This is a genomic window from Saccharothrix luteola, from assembly GCF_020859565.1.
GTDB classification, from domain to species: domain Bacteria; phylum Actinomycetota; class Actinomycetes; order Mycobacteriales; family Pseudonocardiaceae; genus Actinosynnema; species Actinosynnema luteola.
In genome coordinates, this window is sequence record NZ_JAJHUO010000016.1 from 75,226 (window position 1) to 94,333 (window position 19,108).

The 19,108-nt window shown below is 73.1% G+C and carries 14 protein-coding genes; 4 read left to right on the forward strand and 10 right to left on the reverse strand.

The window, feature by feature from the left end; all coding sequences use genetic code 11:
- Window positions 1-20 precede the first annotated feature (20 nt).
- From LNK82_RS22505 to LNK82_RS22515, 3 genes are read right to left on the reverse strand one after another with little or no spacing between them, the layout of a single operon-like run.
- A complete protein-coding gene (locus LNK82_RS22505; protein WP_230569024.1) occupies window positions 21-827 on the reverse strand; it encodes a TauD/TfdA dioxygenase family protein in 807 nt (268 codons plus the stop codon).
- Between the two features lie 17 nt (window positions 828-844).
- On the reverse strand, window positions 845-2,248 hold the full coding sequence (locus LNK82_RS22510) for an asparagine synthase C-terminal domain-containing protein (RefSeq protein WP_230569025.1): 1,404 nt from the start codon (window positions 2,246-2,248) through the stop codon (window positions 845-847).
- Window positions 2,245-3,024: an enoyl-CoA hydratase/isomerase family protein gene (locus tag LNK82_RS22515; protein WP_230569026.1), complete on the reverse strand. Its 780-nt coding sequence runs from the start codon at window positions 3,022-3,024 to the stop codon at window positions 2,245-2,247. Before LNK82_RS22515 ends, LNK82_RS22510 begins: the two co-directional genes overlap by 4 nt.
- Before the next feature lie 442 nt (window positions 3,025-3,466).
- On the opposite strand from LNK82_RS22515, the gene argJ reads away from it, so the two are divergent.
- On the forward strand, window positions 3,467-4,624 hold the full coding sequence (gene argJ / locus LNK82_RS22520; protein ID WP_230569027.1) for a bifunctional glutamate N-acetyltransferase/amino-acid acetyltransferase ArgJ: 1,158 nt from the start codon (window positions 3,467-3,469) through the stop codon (window positions 4,622-4,624).
- Window positions 4,625-4,635: 11 nt separating this feature from the next.
- On the opposite strand, the gene LNK82_RS22525 is transcribed toward argJ, so the two are convergent.
- Genes LNK82_RS22525 through LNK82_RS22555 form a run of 7 tightly spaced genes read right to left on the reverse strand, consistent with a single transcriptional unit; the run spans window position 4,636 to window position 16,244 of the window.
- Window positions 4,636-4,878 (reverse strand): phosphopantetheine-binding protein, encoded by a 243-nt coding sequence (locus LNK82_RS22525; RefSeq protein ID WP_230569028.1) that lies wholly within the window; start codon window positions 4,876-4,878, stop codon window positions 4,636-4,638.
- Window positions 4,878-8,843 (reverse strand): non-ribosomal peptide synthetase, encoded by a 3,966-nt coding sequence (locus LNK82_RS22530; RefSeq protein ID WP_230569029.1) that lies wholly within the window; start codon window positions 8,841-8,843, stop codon window positions 4,878-4,880. The genes LNK82_RS22525 and LNK82_RS22530 overlap by 1 nt, the downstream gene beginning before the upstream one ends.
- 1 nt (window position 8,844) lies before the next feature.
- Window positions 8,845-10,011 (reverse strand): alanine racemase, encoded by a 1,167-nt coding sequence (locus tag LNK82_RS22535; protein WP_230569030.1) that lies wholly within the window; start codon window positions 10,009-10,011, stop codon window positions 8,845-8,847.
- Window positions 10,001-13,006, reverse strand: a complete 3,006-nt coding sequence (locus LNK82_RS22540) for an AMP-binding protein (protein ID WP_230569031.1) — start codon at window positions 13,004-13,006, stop codon at window positions 10,001-10,003. Before LNK82_RS22540 ends, LNK82_RS22535 begins: the two co-directional genes overlap by 11 nt.
- A gap of 6 nt (window positions 13,007-13,012) precedes the next feature.
- Window positions 13,013-13,645, reverse strand: coding sequence for an FMN-binding negative transcriptional regulator (locus tag LNK82_RS22545; protein WP_230569032.1), 633 nt, complete (start codon window positions 13,643-13,645; stop codon window positions 13,013-13,015).
- A gap of 2 nt (window positions 13,646-13,647) precedes the next feature.
- The gene (locus LNK82_RS22550; protein ID WP_230569033.1) at window positions 13,648-14,784 is read right to left on the reverse strand and encodes an acyl-CoA dehydrogenase family protein; all 1,137 of its coding nucleotides are present in this window, start codon (window positions 14,782-14,784) and stop codon (window positions 13,648-13,650) included.
- Window positions 14,781-16,244, reverse strand: a complete 1,464-nt coding sequence (locus tag LNK82_RS22555) for a class I adenylate-forming enzyme family protein (RefSeq protein WP_230569034.1) — start codon at window positions 16,242-16,244, stop codon at window positions 14,781-14,783. Before LNK82_RS22555 ends, LNK82_RS22550 begins: the two co-directional genes overlap by 4 nt.
- Window positions 16,245-16,581: 337 nt before the next feature.
- Here LNK82_RS22555 and LNK82_RS22560 point away from each other — a divergent pair, with 337 nt between their 5' ends.
- From LNK82_RS22560 to LNK82_RS22570, 3 genes are all read left to right on the forward strand, one after another.
- Complete coding sequence (locus LNK82_RS22560) at window positions 16,582-17,094, forward strand: peroxiredoxin-like family protein (protein ID WP_230569035.1); 513 nt, start codon at window positions 16,582-16,584, stop codon at window positions 17,092-17,094.
- A 180-nt stretch (window positions 17,095-17,274) separates the two neighbouring features.
- The gene (locus tag LNK82_RS22565) at window positions 17,275-17,424 is read left to right on the forward strand and encodes a hypothetical protein (RefSeq protein WP_230569036.1); all 150 of its coding nucleotides are present in this window, start codon (window positions 17,275-17,277) and stop codon (window positions 17,422-17,424) included.
- Window positions 17,425-17,527: 103 nt separating this feature from the next.
- Window positions 17,528-19,108 carry a B12-binding domain-containing radical SAM protein gene (locus tag LNK82_RS22570; protein ID WP_230569037.1) on the forward strand — a complete coding sequence of 527 codons (1,581 nt, stop codon included), beginning with the start codon at window positions 17,528-17,530 and terminating at the stop codon, window positions 19,106-19,108.

Genomic DNA, 19,108 nt, shown 5'->3' on the forward strand with positions numbered 1-19,108 from the left:
GGGATCCGGGACGCGCGCGGTCAGGGCGCGTTCGGCAGGGTCACCTGGCCGCGGAACAGGAGGCGGACGCCGTCCGAGCTGATCGCGGTGCGCCCGTGCAGGGTGCGCTGGTTGTCGATCACCAGCAGGTCGCCCGGCTGCCAGCGGTGCTGGTAGAGGTAGCGCGGCGAGTGCAGGTGGTCCGACAGCTCCTCGAAGAACTTGTCCGACGCGGCCTCGTCCACGCCCGCCAGGCGCACCAGCCAGCCGCGCGGCACGTCCGGCCCGAACCGCAGCGCCAGGTTCAACGACCGGACCCGGCCGTAATCGCGCGTGGTGGCGATCCCGTACCAGTCGGCGGGCACCTGGGGGAAGTAGCCGCGCTCCTCCACCAGGTACTCCAGCTCGCCGTCGGCGAGCGGCCCCGCCAGGTGCTCCGGCATCTCCCGCCACGCCGCCAACTGGTCGCACACCGTGGTCTCGCCGGAGCCGGGCTCGTCGGAGAAGTCCTTGGCGAACAACACGATCAGGTCGACCTGCTCACCGACCAGCAGCCCGTCGGTGTGCAGCGGCAGCGGGCCGCGGCCCGTCACGACCTTGCCCTCGTCCCGCGACGCGTTGAGCTTGAGCAGGTCGGCCCGGCCCTCGCCGAACTTGTGGTCGACGGTCTGCCCGAGCAGGTGGACCAGGTGCTGGAAGGACGGCTCGTCGAAGTCGAGCCCCCGCACCAGGACGACACCGCGCGACAGCGCCGCCTCCCGCACCCGCGGCACGAACTCCTCGATCGGCTCGTCGGCTCCCGCGGCCAGCACCGCGCCGAGCCCGGATTCGGTCAGGCTGCCTTCCACGACACCACTCTCCTCACTCATCGGGATGCCGCGACGGCGGCGGTGTAGACCTCTTGCGCGTCCCAGTCGTCCAGACGTCCTCGCCCGGCCAGGGAGAGCAGCTCCGCGAAGCACGCGCGGTAGACGCGCTCGGGATCGGACTCGCCCAGGTCGGCCGCGACCCGCCGCCGGATGCCGTCCTGGAGCCCGCCGCCGTGGTGCACGGCGATCTTGCGCCGCCAGGCGATCCCCGGTGCGACGTGCTCGGCCATGGCCGACCGCAGGTGGAACTTCTCCCGGCCCTCGCGCACCTTGCACGCGGGCGTGGTCTCCAGCGCGACCCGCATCACCGGCAGGGTCCAGAACGGGTGGAACGCCTCGACGCCGTGCGCCAGCGGCATCCGGTTGGACAGCTCGCCGCTCACGCGGGTGCGCCGGATCGACTCCAACCCCTGCTCGATCAGCTCCTCCGGGCGCTCGAAGGGCGTGAAGAGGCCCGCGTTGATCAGGTCGCTGCCGTAGCCGGTGAGCAGCACGCGACCCGGTTCCAGCACGCCCGCCTGGTAGACGGCGGTGGCCGTGAGCGCGACCTCGACCACCTCCGCGGCGGCCGTGCCCAGCCACCGCACGGCGGCGGGGATGGCGCGCACGATCGCGTCCTCGTCCAGCCGCACCTCCCGCATCCGCAGGCCGGCGGCGTCGGACAGCTCCCGGGCGTCGGCGAACTCGTCGCCCCACGGCGTGCCGACGCTGTAGGGCACGACGTCGAGCCCGCGTGCGGCGGCCAGGTAGGTCACCGTCCCCGAGTCGATGCCGCCGGACAGCAACGTCGCGTAACCCGCGCCCGGCCGGTCGGCGGCGATGGCGCCGATCACACCGTCCAATTCGGACAGTTGCGCCTTGCCCGCCGTCAGCGGGTCGTCGCGGTGCGGTTCGCGGAACCGCTCCAGCAGGTCGTCCAACTGCTCGGTGGCACGGTGCCGGTCGGCGAGCGTCCGGCGCTCGCGCGTGGAGTGCCGCAGCCGCCGCACTCCGACGACCAGCGTCGCCTCCGGGTCCACGCCCACCGGCGCGGTCGACGTCCGGACGCCCAGTTCCAGCGCCGGCAGCACGAGCGCGGCCAGCAGCAGGTCGGTGAAGTAGGCGAACCCGCCCGACGGGCCCTCCGCGGCGTAGATCGCCTCCTCGTTGAACACCGACGTGGACGCCAGCACCTCGCCCTCGGCGACCCGGATCACGGTCCGCTGCACGGGTTCCGCGGGCAACTCGCCGTCCGGCACGGTGGCGGCCAGCGTGCGCACGTCGATCTCGAACGGCGCGGTCGACGGCAGGCTCGTGCCGCCCCGGTGGTAGACGAACAGGTCACCGACCCGCACGGGCTCGGTGAACCGCTCCAGCCCCGGGACGCGCCGGTCGGCGACGACCGCCCACGCTCCCCTCACGCCTGCCCCACGATGCGGCGCATCCGCTCCTGCGGGCGACCGGAGGCGAACCCGGCGCGGTGCGACTTCTTCGCGGTCTCCCGCAGCACGTGCAACCCCTCGACGTAGTCGCCGTTCATCTGCGGTTTGGTGCCGCGCACCGCGACCGGGTTGTACTCGGCGAACGCGGCGGCCCGCGCCAGAGCCGTGGCCGACACCTCCGCCGCGGGCGCCACCTGGTGCAGCAGCCCGTCGCCCAGCGCGCGTTCCGCGGGCCATTCCTCGCACGACAGCAGCATGTTCTGCATGACGTGCCGCCCGACCGAGCGCTCCAGCATGTAGGCGCCGAAGTTGCACGCGATGCCGAGCTGGAACTCCGGCATCCGCAGCACCGACGTGTCCGCGCCGACGCGGAAGTCGCACGTCAGCGCGAGCTGCAGGCCGATGCCGATGGCGTAGCCCTCGATCGCGGCCACGGTCGGCTTGGTGATCTCCAAGCTCGCGACGTAGAGGTCGGTGATGCTGTCGATCCAGTGGTCGACCTCGTCACCGCCGGAGAAGTGGCTGACCTCGTGGAAGTCGCCGCCGACCGCGAAGGAGTTGCCCTCGCCGCCGTGCAGCACCACGGCCGCGACGTCGTCGTCGGCCTCCACCTCGCGCAGGATCTCGGTGAGGGCCCGCATCCGGGCGCTGCTCATGGCGTTGGACCGGTGCGTGCCGTCGAAGGCGATCCGCACGACGCCGTCGTGCGCGTGCACGGCGAACGTCTCTCTGGCCGAGGTGTCAAGACTTGTCATAGCCGACCGTCCTCCACGGGAAGGGAAAAGAGCGCACGGCGGGGAAACCGGAACACCGCCGTGTCGTCGGTCCGGGTTGGCTCGCCCGGACGGCGTGGGACGCGGACGGCGGACGTGCCGCGATCCGCGGTGGGAAACCCTTGTCGCGCAAGCCGAAGCGCTGATGCCCCCAGTGCCCCCGCCACGCGTCCCCCGACGTCCGCGCGCGGAGGCCGGCGTCGCGCAGCGCGCGCCGCGGGGGCAATGCGCGGCCGGAAACCTCCCGGATCGTGGGAGACGCGGCCGACTCACCCGATCGTGTGACGTGGGCGTTGTGGATAGTTATGCAACGCGGGGGCGGCAGGCTCCGGGCTCTGTCGACAGAGCGCATGTTGACTATGCAGTGTAAGGTATGCCCATCCATTGGGCGGGGTGGCCGCACACGAGCAGATCTGAGGTGTCCATGACGGAGACGGCGGTGCCGCGGGGCTTTCGCGGGATCACGAAGAACATGGGGCTGAAGGACGTCGGCGACGACTTCGCCGCCGTGGTCTCGGAGGTGCCGGCGCGGTCGGCCGCGGTGTTCACCAAGTCGCGGTTCGCCGGCCCCAGCGTGGTCCTGAGCCGCGAGTCCGCGGCGACCGGCCACTGCCGGGGCATGGTGGTGCTCTCGCGCAACGCCAACGTCGCCACCGGGCGGACGGGCGCCGCCCACGCCGTCGAGGTGCGCCGGCGCGTGGCCGAGATCGCCGGTGTGGCGCCGGAAGAGGTCGTCATCGGCTCGACCGGCGTGATCGGCCGGCCCTACCCGATGGAGAGCATCCGCGCCAACCTCGACGCGCTGACGTGGCCGTTCCCCGAGGCCGACTACGAACGCGCCGCGACGGCGATCATGACCACCGACACCCGCCCGAAGACCTGCCACGTCCGCGTCGGCGACGCGGTGCTCGTCGGCATCGCCAAGGGCGTCGGCATGATCGAGCCGAACATGGCCACCATGCTCGCGTTCTTCTTCACCGACGCCGACATCGACGGCGCCGAGCTGGACGCCGCGTTCCGCCGCGTCGTCGACCGCACGTTCAACGCGCTGAGCATCGACACCGACACCTCGACCAGCGACACGGCGGCGATCTTCGCCAACGGCCTGGCCGGCCCCGTCGACACCGCCGAGTTCGAGCAGGCCCTCTACGAGTGCGCGCTGCACCTCGTGCGGGACATCGCCTCCGACGGCGAGGGCGCGAGCAAGCTGATCGAGGTGCGCGTCACCGGCGCCCGCGACGACGCGCAGGCCAAGCTCGTCGGCAAGAGCGTCGTCAACTCGCCGCTGGTCAAGACCGCCGTGCACGGCTGCGACCCGAACTGGGGCCGCATCGCCATGGCGATCGGCAAGCTCGAGGACGAGACCGACATCGTCCCCGAGAACGTCCGCATCCTCTTCGACGACCTGCCCATGCACCCCGAGGAGCCGAGCGACGCGCTGCTGGAGCGCGCGGCCAAGTACCTCGGCGCCGACGAGGTCGTGATCAACATCGACCTGGGCATCGCCGACGGCGCGTTCACCGTGTACGGCTGCGACCTCACCGAGGGCTACGTCCGGATCAACGCCGACTACACGACCTGACGACGGCCCGTTCACGGCGACGCCAAGGCGCGCGTGATCTCCGCCTCCAAGCGGGTCACGGTCACGCGCGCCGAGAACAGCCGCTCGGTGTCGAGGTCGACGTCGAAGACCTCCTCCAACGCGGACAGGGCCTGGATCAGCGTCGCCGAGTTCACCCCGGCGCTGATCAGGTCCACCTCGTGCTCGTCACCGGACAGGGTGAACCCGCGGGCACCCAACTCCCGGACGATCGCGCCACGCACGTCCACCGCCATCACCGCACACCCCTGATCGCCGCGAGCACCGAGCGGGCGTTGTCGCCACCGAACACGTCGAAGTGCCCGCCCTCCAGGACCACCACGTCCGCCACCTCCGCCACCCGGCTCCAGGCGTCGGCGTCGCGCTCGGCCGGGCGCCGTTCCGCGCGGCACTCCACGACCGGCGCTCTTGACGCCCCGGCCGCTGCCGGCGTCCACCCGCGCAGCAGCGCCAGGTTCTGGCGGTACACCTCGAACCTGTTCGCCAACGTCGGGTCCGCGGCCACCTGCTCCGCGTCGACCGCCACACCGCTGGTCTCCAGCACGTCCGCGGCGAACCCGCCGAGCGACGGCTCGTCGAAGCCCCGCGACCCCGCCGACACCGGCGTGTCGACCACCACCACTCGTGCCACCTCCTCGCCGCACAGGCGTGCCGCCTCGAAGGCCAGCGCGCCACCGAACGACCACCCGCCCAGCACGAGCGGCACGTCACCGGACCGGACGTCGGCGGGCAGCCGCTCCAGGCAGCGGCGCGCCAGGTCGGTCAACGTCAGCGCGTCGTCGGGTTGCGGTGCGTCGAAGCCGACGACGTGCGCCTCGACGTCCACCGGCAGGTCGCGGATCAGGGGGGAGTAGCAGGACACCCCGCCGCCCACCGGGGGGAAGAGGACCAGTCGCAGCCGCGGTGCCGCCGCGGCACGCGGTTGGTAGGCCCAGATCGTCTGCTCCGCCGGACGCGCCTGCCGGCACCGTGCGGCCAGGCCCGCGACGGTCGGGTCGACCATGAAGTCGCCGAATGACACGGCGTACCCGAACCTGGCGCGCAGCAGGGACAGCAGCCGGATCACGTCGTACGAACCGCCGCCCGCCTCGAAGAAGCCGCCCTCGCCCGGCGGTTCGCCCAGCACCTCCTGCCAGCAGGCCGCGACCTCGTGCCCGACGAGGTCGCGCGGTTGCGGCGTCGCCGTCGGGTCGGGCGCGTCGTCCAGTGCCAGCGCGCCCAGCTTCCGGCGGTCGACCTTCCCGTTGGCGGTCAGCGGGATCTCGTCCAGTTCGGCGAGGACGTCCGGCACCATGTACTGCGGCAGGGCGTTGCGGAGCGCGGCGTAGGCCTCCTCGCGCCACGTGGTCGGCGCGTCCGGCGCGAGGCTGACGAAGGCGACGATCCGCTTGCGCCGGCCCTCGCCGCGCACGCAGGCGGCGCAGCCGTGCACGGCGGGCAGGCCTTCGAGCAGGTGCTCGACCTCGCCGAGCTCCACCCGGTGGCCGTTGATCTTGACCTGGGTGTCGGTGCGGCCCAGGAACTCCACCACGCCACCGGGGAACCGCCGGCCGCGGTCGCCGGTGCGGTAGACCCAGCCGTGCTCGGGGTCGTCGAAGAACGCGGCCGAGGTGCGCTCGGGGTCGTTGAGGTAGCCGTCCGCCACCCCGGCGCCGGCGATGTGGAGGTCGCCGACCTGCCAGTCGGGGCACACCCGCCGTGCGGCGTCGAGGACGAGGACGTCCTGGCCGCGCAGCGGCGTGCCGTACGGGATCGAGCGGCCGGTGCGGTCGGCGTCGGTGATCCGGTGGTGGATCGACCAGATCGCGCCCTCCGTCGCGCCGCCGAGGCTGACGACCTCCGCGCCGGGCGCCAGGCGTTCCAGCGCGTGCGGCAGGGTCAGCGGGATCCAGTCGCCGCTGAGCATGAACGCCCGGACCGACGGCGTGGCCGCACCCTCTTCCGCCAGCAGCGAGGCCAGCGCCGGCGCCGAGTTCCAGACCGTCACCGCGTGCCGGTCGATCAACCGGGCCCACGCCGCCGGGTCGCGCGCGGTCCGCTCGGACAGCATCACCACCGACCCGCCGCGCAGGAGGGGGCCGAAGATGTCGTACACGGACAGGTCGAAGCCGATGGAGGAGACCGAGAGCACGCTGTCGGTGTCGCCCAGGCCCAGCACGTCGTTGACCGCGTCGATCGTGTTGACCGCCGCCGCGTGGCTGATGACGACGCCCTTGGGCTCCCCGGTCGAGCCGGACGTGAAGATCACGTACGCGGTTGGCCACCCATCCGGCCGGGCGCTGCGGCTGCTGGGGCCGGCGTTCTGCGGCACGAGCAGCGGGCAAGCGCCTCGGGCTTCCCAGCCGGCCGCCGCTCCCGCCACCGTGACGGCGAACTTCACGCCCGCGCGGCGCGCGATGCCGTCGAGGCGGCCGTCCGGCACGCCGTGGTCCAGCGGCACGTAGACGCAGCCCGCCAGCAGCGCGCCCAGGACCGCGACCACCTGGTCGCGTCCGCGCGGCAGGTGGACCGCGACGTGGTCACCAGGCCGCGCGCCGGAGGCGAGCAGCGCGTCGGCCACCCCACCGGCCCGCTCGACGAGGTCGGCGTAGCTCAGCGTGCCGTTCTCGTCGTGGACGGCGGGCGCGTGGGGGCGCTCGGCCGCAACGCGCAGCACCCGCTCGTGCAGCGCATCAACGACCCTCCCACCCGGCCGCGCCATCCCACCCGGCCGCGCCATCCCGCCCGGCCGCGACATCGCGCCGGGTCCCACCGCGCGCTCGGGCCGCGCGACCCCGCCCGACCGCAGAGCTCCCTCGGGCCGCACCTCCCGTCCCGTCCCGCTGGCCCGCGGCGCCTGGGGCGCAGGGGTGCGCTGCGGTACGCACGTCCACGCCTCGCCGCCGCCGGGGCCGTATTCACCGGCTAACGTGAGAAATGCGGTTGGGGTTGTCACAGGTTGCGTTATTCGCCCGTCCGACTGATCCAGGACGTCGCTCCCCGAGGGCACCGGGTGAAGCGGGTCATCGGCCAAGGCCCGCACCAGGTCCGCGCAGCGGTCGACGAAGTCCTCCACGAAACCCTCGTCGAACGCGTCGGCCCGCCAGTCGAAGCCCAGCCGGACCTCACCGTCCGACTCCAGCACCACCTGGTGGTCGATCAGCACCTGCGGCACCCGCAGTTGCACCTCGTCCCACCGCCGGCGCAGACCGAGGTCCGCCTCGCCCAGCCCGTCGACCTCCAGGGACGTGAAGGCGAACGGGTGGGGCAGGCGCCGCGGGTCGCCGTCGGGATCACCCAGCCGCACGATCTCCGCACCGCTGAGCGAACCGCGCATCGCCTGGGTCAGGTACGTCCGCTGCACCGCGCGGGCGAGGTCGAGGAAGCTCGTGCCGGCGGTGGCCGGGATCGCCAACGGCATGGTGTTGCCGTGATTGCCCAGACCGGAGGTCGCCGACCGCTGCGAGTGCAGCACCGTGATCGTGTGCGCCGCCTCGCCACCGAGCTGCCCGAGCACGGACCCGTAAACGGCGAGGTACACCATCGGCGGCGTGAGCCCGTGGTGGCGGGCGGTCTTGGCGATCCGGTCCGCGGTCGCCGCGTCGAAGGTCACCACGCGGTGCGCGACGGCCGGGCCCGACTGCCGCCACGTCGGCCGCAGCGGGAGTTCCGCCGGGCCGGGCAGCGTGGCCGCGCGCTCGCGCCAGAACCGCTCGTCACGAGCCGACCGCCGGCGCACCGGGGCAGGGGCGTCGCCGGTCGGGCACACCTGGTCCGAGACCAACCCGGCCAGGAACAGACCGAGCGACGCGGCGTCCATCAACCACAGCGCGTAGCACAGGTGCAGGCTCGCCCGCCGGGCGCTGTGCACGACCACGACCCGCAACTGCGGCCACTCGCCGAAGCCGAACCCGTCGGAGGTCAGCTCACGGCGCACCGCGTCGTCGGCCGCCGCCAAGTCGGCGTCCGCCACCGGCCGGAGGTCGACCTCGACCACGGCCTCTCCGGCAGGCGACAGCGCCAGGTCCGCGCCCACCCGGGTCCGCAGCACGTCGTTGGCGCGCACGAGCCGGTCCAGCCGCGCCCCGATGCCCGGCACGTGCTCCGGGCTCAGGTCGCACGCCAGGTAGTAGCGCGCCGGACCGCGCAGCTCCAGCCCGTCCTGGTCGCCGACGAGGTAGGCGCGCTGGATCGGGCTCAGCGCCTCGACACCCGTGATCATCTCAGTGCACGACCTCTCGGACCGGATCACGGCTCAGGAACCCGGCCGGGCTGAACGACGGCCCGTAGGCGCCGACCCCGGAGAACACCAGGAGGTCGCCGACCACCACCTCGGGCAGCGGCACGTCCTCCGCCAGCACGTCGAGCTGCGAGCACAGCGGTCCGGTCACGTGCGCGCGCCCGACCGCCCCGCCCGCCCCGACCGCCCGCACCGAGGGCTCACCCCGGCCCGACCCCGCCACCAGCCGACTGGCGATCATCACGTGGTTCATCCCCGCGTCGACCAGCACGTACCGCCGACCGTCGATCACCTTGACGTCCAGCACGGTGGTGATCAGGCTGCCCGCCGGGCCGACGACGGACCGGCCGTACTCGCACGCCACGACCTCCGCCGGGCGGTCCCGAACCGGCGCGAGGCCGGCCGCTCCCAGCCCCGCCCAGTCCACGTCCGGCTCGCCGTCGCGCCACGGCATGGCGATGCCGCCGCCGAGCGAGAGGAACCCGAACGGGCCACCCCGCCGTGCCGCGAGCTCGGCCGCGCGTTCCCACGCCGCCTTCCGCGCCGCCAGGATCACGTCGGCGTCGAAGTACTGCGAGCCCCAGAACACCTGCAACCCGGCCAACTCCACCGGCGACCCGCGCAGGACGGCCGCGACCTCGTCGTAGTCCGCCGCGGACACCCCGAACTGGTTGGGCGACACCGGCCCGCCGGCGGCGCGCGGGGGATAGGGCGTGTTGAGCCGGACCACGGCCCGCCCCGTGACGCCGAGCTCGGCCGCCACGTCGGCGAAGAGCCGCGCCTGGGACGGTGACTCGACCGTGACCGCGACCCCGGCGGCGAGCCCGGCGGCTGCCTCGGCGCGCGATTTCGCCGGCCCCGTGAACAGCACCGACTCCGGCGGCGTACCCGTGTCGAGCGCGGTTTCCAGCTCCGTCGTCGAGCACACGTCGAACCCGTCCACCAGCGTGGACAGGAAGTTCACCACGCCGGGGTGAGGGTTGGCCTTCAACGAGTAGTAGATGTGCGCGTCCCGCACGGACGCGGCCCGCACCCGCCGCACGGCCGCGCGCAGCGCCTCCCGGCTGTAGGCGTACACGGGCGTGCCACCGGCCCGGTGCACGAGCAGGCGCGCCTCGTCGTCGCCGATCGTCGCGACCTCAGTCCGCATGTCCGGCCCTCCCCGCCGCCGAGACCGCCGCCAGGACCCGCGCGTGGACCCGGTCCACCACACCCGTCCCGTCCGGGGCGATCCCGCGCCGGTAGTAGTAGGTCAGGGCGATCTCCCCCGCAGACATCTGCAACTCGCCCTGCAACTGGTAGCGCAGCTTCCGGCCCAACTCGCGCGGCGAGCGGCTGCCGAGGTCGCGCACCCGCAGCCCGCGCGGCTTGGGGTGCTGGTTGAACAGCACGGTCGACAACGGGAACCCGGCGGAACCCGCCAAGCCCAACGCCTCGACGCGCTGGTCGAACTCCCACGCGCTGTGCGCCGTGCCGACCTCGACCTGGCGGGCGAGCTCCCGGGCGTTGTCGCGCAACGACGTGGAGCCCGTGCCGCGGACCACGAGCTGGCTCATGAACATGCCCGCGGTCGACGTCCGGTAGCCCTCGCGCACCTGCACCGGGACCACGACGGAGAGCGGTCCGAGCCCGAACTCCTCCGCCACGGCCCGTTCGAACGCGGCCAGCACGACCGCGAAGACCGACACCCCGACCGCCTCGGCCACCCGGTGCGCCGCCCGGGAACAAGCGACGCCGAACGGCCGCGACACCAGCATGCCGTCCTGGGCGTCGGCTCCCGGCGCTTCCGGCAGCTCGACCTGCCGCACGCCGCTGAGGAACGCCGTCCAGTGCTCGACGTCGGCCGCCGGCGGCTCCGGGGAGCGCCGCGTCGCCACGCAGTAGCCCCGGAAACCCTGCCGCGGCACGTCGTCCGGCCGCTCGCCGCGCAGCAGGGCGCGGAAGTCGGCCGCGAGGAGGTCCAGGCTCAGGCCGTCCACGAACAGGTGGTGCGCGACCAGGATCACGGAACCGGTCTCCCGGCCGCGGACCAGGGCCACGCGGATCGCGGGCGCGAGCGTCGGGTCGACCAGCTCCGCCACGGCTTCGACGCGGGCCCGCTGCACCACGTCGCGGTGGTCGTCGTGATCACCGGAGGACTCGTGGACGGTGACCGCGAACCCGCGACCGGCGGTGTCCACGTGGACCTGCCGCGACCAGTCCGGGGTGAGCGCGAGCCGCAGCACGTCGTGCCGCGCGACCAGCTCCGCGACCGCCGCGCCGACCTCGGCCGTGGACAGGGCGCGGTCGACCGGGATCTCGCGCGAGAGGTTGCACCAGTTCGCGTTCCCGTCGGCCATCGTGATGGCCATGTACGCGTGCTGGCGCGTCGACAACGGGTACGGGCCCGGTCCGGGGTCGCCTCCCAGGACCTCTCCGGTCGGCGCGGTCCGGTCCGCCGACCGTTCGATCGCCCGCGCCAGCGACGCCACGTCGCGGTGCTCGAAGCAGTCCCGCACCGACAGGTCCGCCCCGAAGCGCCGGTTCACCTCCAGGGCGAAGTCCATCATGTCCAACGACGACAGGCCGACGTCCACGAAGGACTCCGGCGCGTCGAGGCCGAGCAGGTCGAGCAGGGCGTCCTCGACACCGCGCCCGGCCGCCGCGTCGACCACCGGTGTGTCCTCGACGGACGCCGCCAGGGCCACCCGGTCGACCTTCCCGCTGCGCAGCAACGGCAACTCGGCGCGCACGTGCACGACCGGCCGGGGCAGCTCCAGCCGCTTGACGACGTCGAGCACGAGCTCCCGCAACGCACCCGGGTCCGGTGCGGCGACGAAGACGTGCGGCCCCTGCCGGTCCACGACCACGCACTGGTCCACGCCCGGCAGGTCCTCCACCGCCGCCACCAGGCGGTCGAACGACACCCGCTTGCCGGCGACCTTGAGCGTGTTGCCCAGCCGCCCGACGATCACCAGCTCACCCTCGTCGGTGCGCCGTCCCACGTCACCCGTGCGCAGCGTCGCGGGCATCGGGTCGATCCGGAACGTGCCCGGCGCCGACCCGCCGCCGTCGGCGAGCGTGCCCAGCGCCGGCTTGGCGGAGGTGACCAGTACCTCGCCGTGGCCGTCCGGGCCGGGCTGGTCGACCCTCACCTCGACGCCCGGCCGCGGGCGCCCGACCGGTACGACCTTCGCCGCGCCGCCCGTCGTCGGCGTCACGCCGCGGCGGTAGAGCTGGGCGAGGGTGCCCTCGGTCATCCCGTACAGGTTCACGAACTCCGCGCCGGGCGCGAGCCGCGCCCACCGCTCGACCACGCGGGTCGGCAGCACCTCGCCCGCGAAGAACGCCAACCGCAGGTCCGGCAACGTCGCCGACCGGGCGTGCAGCGCGTCGGCGACCCGCCGGGCCAGCGACGGCACCAGGAACGCGACGGTCGACGTGCCCGCCGCGAAGTGCTCCGCCACCGCGCGCGGGTCGAGCTGGGCGTCCACCTCGGGCAGGCGCAGCCTCCCGCCCGCGACCAGCACGGCGAGCAGTTCCCGCAACGACGGGTCGAAGTTCACCCTCGTCACGGCGGCGCAGGTGTCGCCGGCGTGCAGGCCGAACTCGGCCACGAACCACGACAGGAAGGCGTGCAGGCCGCTCCGGCTGCCCACGACGGCCTTCGCCTCGCCCGTCGACCCCGACGTGGGGATGAGGTAGCCGGCGTCCGGCGTCGGGTAGCGCCACGCGGTCGGCGCGCCCGGCGACGTGGTCAGCGCGACGCGACCGGTCGCCGCGTCGAGCAGCACCTCGCCCGCGTCCGTCCGGCCGCGGAAGTGCGCCACGGTGGACACGTCGCTGGTCACGAGCACGGACGGGCGCGCGACCCCTTCGGTCCACGCGTACCGGTCGGGGTCGAGCCCGGCGTCGACCGGCACCGGGACGGCGCCGCACCGCAACGCCGCCAGCAGCCCCACCACGTAGGCCGGGCACAGCGGTCCGAACAGCAGCACGGTGGTCCGCGGCGCGCCCAGCTCCACCAGCAGGTCGGCGAGCGCGTCGACCGCCGCCCGCAGCTCGGCGCGGGTCAGCCCGCCGTCACGCCACTCGACCGCCGTCGTCGCGTCACCGGTCGTCGCGAGCTCCAGCAGCTCGGCCAAGCCGTCGTTCCCCCAGTCCACGGCCGCCTACCCGGGTCTGTGGGTGGGCGGGTCGAGGACCAGCGGTGCCAGCTCGCGGCGGGCCGCGACGTCGCTGGCGGCGAGCGCCGAGGCCAGGCTCTCCGTCTCACCCTTGCGCTGGTTGAGCCGGAAGCACGACTTGAACCGCGGTTCGTGCAGGCGGAAGCCGACGATGTTCTTGAGGTAGCCGTCCGACAGGTTCGACGGGATCTCGTCCAGCGTCCACGTGGAGCCCTCGACCGTGCTGCGCTGGAGCCGGTCGATCAGCACCACCACGTCCTCGCGGGTGCGCGCCGGGTCGCTGAGCTCCAGCCGGCCGGAGATCTCCACCGACGTGTACAGCCAGGTGGGGATGCGGCTGCGCACCCCGAACCACTCGGCCGGCACGTAGGTGTCCTGCCCCAGCACGGTGATCGTGGCCGGTGGCCCGGCGGCGAAGGCGGCGGCCATGTCGTTGGCCTTGGCGACGTGCCCGGCGACGAACAGGCCGGTCTCCTCGGTGCCGCGCAGGTCCAGCGGCAGCGGTGAGGTGAACACCTCGCCCTCGTGGCACGTCGCCAGCACGCCGAACGACCGCTCCCGCACGAACTCGCACGTGGCTTCCAACGAGGGGAGGCTGAAGTGCTCTCTGGTGTACACGTCTACTCAGCGTCCCTCACGTCGGGTTCCAGCAGTTCCAGGCCGACGCCTTCGCGGGCTCCGCGCTGCGGCGGGTGGAACGCGATGGCGTTCAGCCCGCCGGCCAGCGCGGTGTGCAGGCCGGTGGTGGCGAACGAGCCGCCGCCCGCCGCGCGCAGCAGCCGCCCGCCGATGTCGGCGATCTCGTCCTCGACCCGGTCGCGGGCCCGCACGGCCAGGTTGAGCCCGTCGCGCACCGGCCTGCCGTCGTCCACGGCGCGTGCCGCGTCGAGCAGGCCCTCCCGCAACCGGTGCAGGTCGGCCGCGGCCCTCGGCCACCAGCGCGAGCCGGCGCGCTTGGCGGGCGGGGTCGCCTCGGCCAGGCAGCGGGCGATGCCCAGGTAGGAGGCGCTGATCAGCAGTTGGAACCACAGGTAGCAGTCGGCGGCGAACCGCAGGCCGACCTCGCCGACCAGCGGGAAGACGTTCGCGCGCGGGATCCGCACGGCCGTCAGGCGCACCGCGTGGCTCTGCGCCGCGCGGAACACGGGGCTGTGCCAGAACTCCTCGCGCTCCAGCCCGGCGGAGCCGGCCGGCACGAATGCCTGCCCGTACCCCTCGGGGGTGCCGTCGGGCGCGCGCAGCTCGACCATCAGCGACATCACGTCCATGGCGGACGACAGGCTGCACGGCCGCTTGAGCCCGGTGACGAGGTAGTCGTCGCCGTCGCGGACCGCCCAGCTGCCGAGCGTCCGCAGGTCGCGGCCGGGGGTGGACTCGGCGCCGCCGGAGGCGACCAGCTTCGCGTCCTCGGCGATGTCCCGCAGCAGGGCGCGGGCGTTGTCGTCGCCGGAGAGGGCGACGTTGCCGAACGCGGCGATCTTGTAGTGGTGCATGGTGGTGGCGAGCGCCGCCGACGGCGCGATCGCGCCGAGCGCGTCCTGGAACCGCACGGCGTCCCGCGCCGACGCGCCGGCCCCACCGCACGTCCGGGGGACGAGCATCGTCGCCGCGCGGGTGTCCTTCAGGGCGGCGAACGCGGGCCCGGCGTCCTGTTCGTGCTCCTCGGTCGACCTGGTGGCCAAGCGGTCGAACAGCCCGTCCGCCACGGCGTCGAGCCCGGCCCGGTCGTCGACCCCGATGTCGTGCGTCGCGGTCATCGTGCGGCTACCTCGTTCCCGGTCATCAGCCGCTTCACCGCGGCGTAGTCGATCTTGCCGAGCGGGGTGCGCGGCAACGCGGGCACGACCTCGTACCGCTGCGGCAACTGGTGCGGCAGCAGGGATTCGGCGAGCCGCCGCTTCAGCGGACCCAGCTCGAAGCCCGCCTCCGCCACCAGCAGCGCGGCGATCCGCTCGGTGCTGGCCGGGTCGGGCACGCCGACCACCGCCACCTCCAGCACGCCGGGGCACTCCCGCACCGCGGCCTCGACCTCCAGCGCGCCCACCTTGCTGCCCGCGACGTTGATGAACCCCGACTGGCGCCCGCGCACGTGCCAGCCGTCCGGGGTGGTCGACACGAAGTCGCGCGTCCGCAGCCAGCCGTCCTGGAACATGTGCGCGCCGGCCACCGGGTCGCGGTAGTAGCCGCGCGCCAACGCCGGGCCGCGTACGTAGAGCTCGTGCAGCTCCTCTTCGCCCGGCACGGGTTCGAGCTTCCACTCGACGCCCGCGATGGGCTTGCCGATGGAGCCGCCGCCGACGTAGTCCTTGTCGTAGCAGATGACCCCGATCTCGGAGAGGCCGTACACCTGCCGCAGCGGCAGGCCGTACCGCGACCCGAACTGCTCCTGCGTGCTCGTCGCGAGGGGCGCGCTGCCCGAGATCGCCGTGCGGAGCGTGCGCAACGCGTCCGTCGGCGCGCCGTGCGCGGCGGTGAGCATCTGGTACATCACCGGCAAGCCGCTCATCACCGTGACGCCGTGCCGTTCGATCAACCGGGTCAGGCCGCGTCCCGTGAGCCGACCGCCCCTGGCGAACACGACCGTCCCGCCGGCGAGCAGCGTCGGCAGGGTGAGCACGTCGATGCCGTGGCAGTGCGACAGCGGCAGCGCGCACAGCACCACGTCCGCCGCCGTCAGCTCCAGCTCACCGCCCCACAACCGGACGCGGGCGGAGATGGCGGCCTGGCTCATCACGATGCCCTTGGGCTCACCGGTCGACCCCGACGTGCAGTGCACGACGAAGTCGTCGGGCGCGTACCCGGTCGACGCCCGGTGGCGGTGCAGGTCGGCGTCGGGGAGCGGGCGCAGCATGAACGCCTCCGCCGCGTCGTCCACGGCCAGCCAGGAGAGGTCGTACTTGGCGGCGTGGCGGTCGACTTCCGGCTCCGGGAGGCGGCTGTCCAGCAGGACCACCACGAGGTCGAGCTTCGCCGCCGCCAGGTACAGCGCGACGAAGGTGGACGGGTCGTCGGCGGCCAGGCCGAGCACGTCGCCGTCGACGAACCGCGCGGCGAGCCGGTCCGCCGCCGCGTCGACCGCGGTCAGCAGCGCCTCGTAGGTCGACGCACGCCCGTCGTAGCCGATCACCGCGGGCGCGTCCGGTGCGCCGCGGGCGACGCGCCGGAAGTCCGCGTACAACCCGCCGGGCGCGGTGGTGCGTAAGCCGTTGTCCGACATCGTCAGCAATCCGCCATTTTTTCTCGTGCCCGGTCGCGGGCGCGCACTCTTTCGGTCGCGTTACCTGGAAATGGGAATGACTGCGGTCCTCCGTAGTGGCCGCAGGCCCGGTCGGGGTGAACGAATGCTCGCATCCCGAGGTGTCGTCGGTGCGCAGTTTTACCCAAACGTCGCCACCGCCACAAGCCTCTTGACAGTTGACGCGCGGTGCCTAGACTTGCCCTGATCTGCGGGGGGAACCGTAGCCGTGGATCGGTTTGCCGCGAACGTCCGCCGCATTGTCGGCGACAGACCACTGGAGGGGCCGCCTCGGCTCCACGGCGACACAGGAGCCGCGATGCTCAAGCCACGCCAACCCGTGCCCGCGCTCGACGTGCCGCTCGTCGGCGGCGGCCGGTGGGTGCTCGCCGAACAGCGGCCCGAGCGGTTCAGCGTGGTCGTGTTCTACCGCGGTGTGCACTGCCAGATGTGCAAGGACCACATCACCGAGCTCGACGCGCTCGTCGACAAGTTCGCCGAGGTCGGCGCGACGTCGGTGCTGGCCGTCAGCGGTGACGACGAGGGTCGCGCCGCACGTGCCGTCGAGGAGTGGGGCCTGGGCCGGGTGCCGGTCGGCTACGGGCTGAGCCCGCGGTCGATGCGCGAGTGGGGGCTGTACATCTCCAAGGCCATCAAGGAAGGCCAGCCGAACGAGTTCAGCGAGCCCGGCCTCTTCGTGATCCGCCCGGACGGCACGCTGTACGCGGTGGTGCAGACCAGCTTCCCGTTCCTGCGACCGCACCTGGACGAGGTCCTGGACACCCTGCGCTGGGTCGGCGAGCACGACTACCCGGCGCGCGGCGAGGTGTGACCGGAGCCCTGCCGGCTACTCCGCGCGACCTCGGCACCGGCGCTACGACGACCGGGTGAACAGGTTCTGGATGCTGAGCGGGAACGTGCCGATCCCTTGACGGGTCGCAGCCCGGTGGACATTCTCGGGAGAGGTGTTCGCGGGGGTTGCGAACCCGACGTCCAAGGGGGAGTCGCACGCATGCGACTGATCACTATCGTGTTCGGGCTGCGCCGAATCGGCGCCGTCGCGCGCGCATTCCACGGCGAGCGGACATTCGTCGAATTCACACCGGCCGGTCACCCTGGTGACCCGGATCGTGATTCGGCGGCGATGTCCGCGTCGATGTGATCGGCACGCCCACTCCTGGCGTTCGTCTCTGATCGGATTTCTCTACCGCCCCCGTTCGCGCGCGCCCACCGCGCCGCCGGGGGTGGCGAAAGGTCGTGCGCAAGTGAAGGTTCTCGTGGTCAGCCCGCCCAATTCCAACACCGTCATCGACGGCGCCTCGTGCACCGTGACCAGACCCGAGGAGCACACCGACTGGTCGGACTTCCCGAACCTCGGCGTGCTCACCCTCGCCTCCGCCCTGCGGTCCGTGCCGGGCGTGGAGCCCGTCTACCTCGACGGCACGGTGGTGCCCTGGTCGGAGGTCCTCACCTACGTCGAGGACAACGCGGGCGACATCCTGGCCCTGTGCGTCAGCGCCCTCACCGCGACCTACGAAGCCGGCCTGCACCTGTGCCGCGCGGCGAAGCGGATCAACGACCGGATCGTCACGATCTTCGGCAACGACCACATCACCGCGTTACCCCGGGAGTGCCTGTCCGGGCAACAGGGGGTGATCGACTACGCGTTCGTCGGCAACGAGGTGGTCGGCAGCTTCGTCGCGTTCGTCGCGGCGCTGGCGCAGGGGCGCGACCCGGCGTCGGGTGGCTACGCCGGTCTGGTCGTCCACCGCGACGGCGTGCTGCACAGCGAGCCGCAGCGCCCGGAGCCGATCCACACCGCGCTCGACTACTCCCTGATCAACGAGGGCTTCGACCACTCCCGGCTGTACCGCGAGAACTTCGACAAGCGCGTCGCGCCCACGTTCCACAAGCTCACCGGGCGGCACGTGCGCGCCGGGATGCCGGTGGAGATCGGGCGCGGGTGCATCAAGTTCGCCCGCAACGACGCCTGCTCGTTCTGCTCGATCCAGTTCGGCGGCCTGTGGCGGAACTCGGTGCCGGACGCGGAGGCGGCGTGGGAGGTCATCCGCGCCGCGCACGACGAGGGCTTCGACTACCTCTACCTGACCGCCGACGAGCTGCCGCTGACGTTCGGCAAGCTGTTGCGCGAGATGGTGGGCACGCCGCCTGCCTGGTGGAGCGCGCTGCCCGAGGACGACCGGCCGGTGATGGTCGGCTACGCGCGCGCCGACGGGCTGTCCGACGAACGGCACGCGACGATGCTGCGCGCGCTCGGCGTCCGCCAGCTCATGGTGGGCCTCGACGCGGGCACGCCGATCTCGCTGCACGCGATGAAGAAGCCGCTGGTGTCGATCCGCGAGGCGAACTCGCCGTTCGGGGCCGAGAAGATGTTCGATCACAACGTGCGCGCGCTGAAGTCGGCGGAGAACGCGGGTCTGCTGCTCAAGGTCGGCTTCGTCATCGGCCACCTCGGCATGGACGCGCGGCTGCTGCGGGAGAACGTGGACTCCATGAAGGCGATGCTGGGCTCCGGCGTGGGCAGCATCGCGTCGCTGGACGTCGAGGTGCTCTCCCCGGAACCGGGATCGCTGGACTTCAAGATGCTGCTCGACCCGGCCATGGCGTCGGCGCGGGCGCAGGAGCTCGGCCTCTCGTTGCCCGACCGGGACCGGCACGAGGAGCTGGCGCGGCGGTGGCGCGACACCGACCTGATCGACCGCGAATCGGCGATGGCCGACTACGTGGAGTCGGTGATGCCCGGCCTGACCCTCGACGACCTCGCGGCGGCCCGAGCCGAAGTGCGGCAGTACGGCAAGGGCCTCGGCGTCACGATCGGCGGGTGA

Excerpts from the sequence above, each read along its gene's own strand:
- LNK82_RS22515 (WP_230569026.1), bottom strand. The coding sequence starts at position 3,024 with ATGACAAGTCTTGACACCTCGGCCAGAGAGACGTTCGCCGTGCACGCG.
- LNK82_RS22555 (WP_230569034.1), bottom strand. The coding sequence starts at position 16,244 with ATGTCGGACAACGGCTTACGCACCACCGCGCCCGGCGGGTTGTACGCG.
- LNK82_RS22560 (WP_230569035.1), top strand. The coding sequence starts at position 16,582 with ATGCTCAAGCCACGCCAACCCGTGCCCGCGCTCGACGTGCCGCTCGTC.
- LNK82_RS22565 (WP_230569036.1), top strand. The coding sequence starts at position 17,275 with ATGCGACTGATCACTATCGTGTTCGGGCTGCGCCGAATCGGCGCCGTC.
- LNK82_RS22550 (WP_230569033.1), bottom strand. The coding sequence starts at position 14,784 with ATGACCGCGACGCACGACATCGGGGTCGACGACCGGGCCGGGCTCGAC.
- LNK82_RS22535 (WP_230569030.1), bottom strand. The coding sequence starts at position 10,011 with ATGCGGACTGAGGTCGCGACGATCGGCGACGACGAGGCGCGCCTGCTC.
- LNK82_RS22530 (WP_230569029.1), bottom strand. The coding sequence starts at position 8,843 with ATGATCACGGGTGTCGAGGCGCTGAGCCCGATCCAGCGCGCCTACCTC.
- argJ (WP_230569027.1), top strand. The coding sequence starts at position 3,467 with ATGACGGAGACGGCGGTGCCGCGGGGCTTTCGCGGGATCACGAAGAAC.
- LNK82_RS22525 (WP_230569028.1), bottom strand. The coding sequence starts at position 4,878 with ATGGCGGTGGACGTGCGTGGCGCGATCGTCCGGGAGTTGGGTGCCCGC.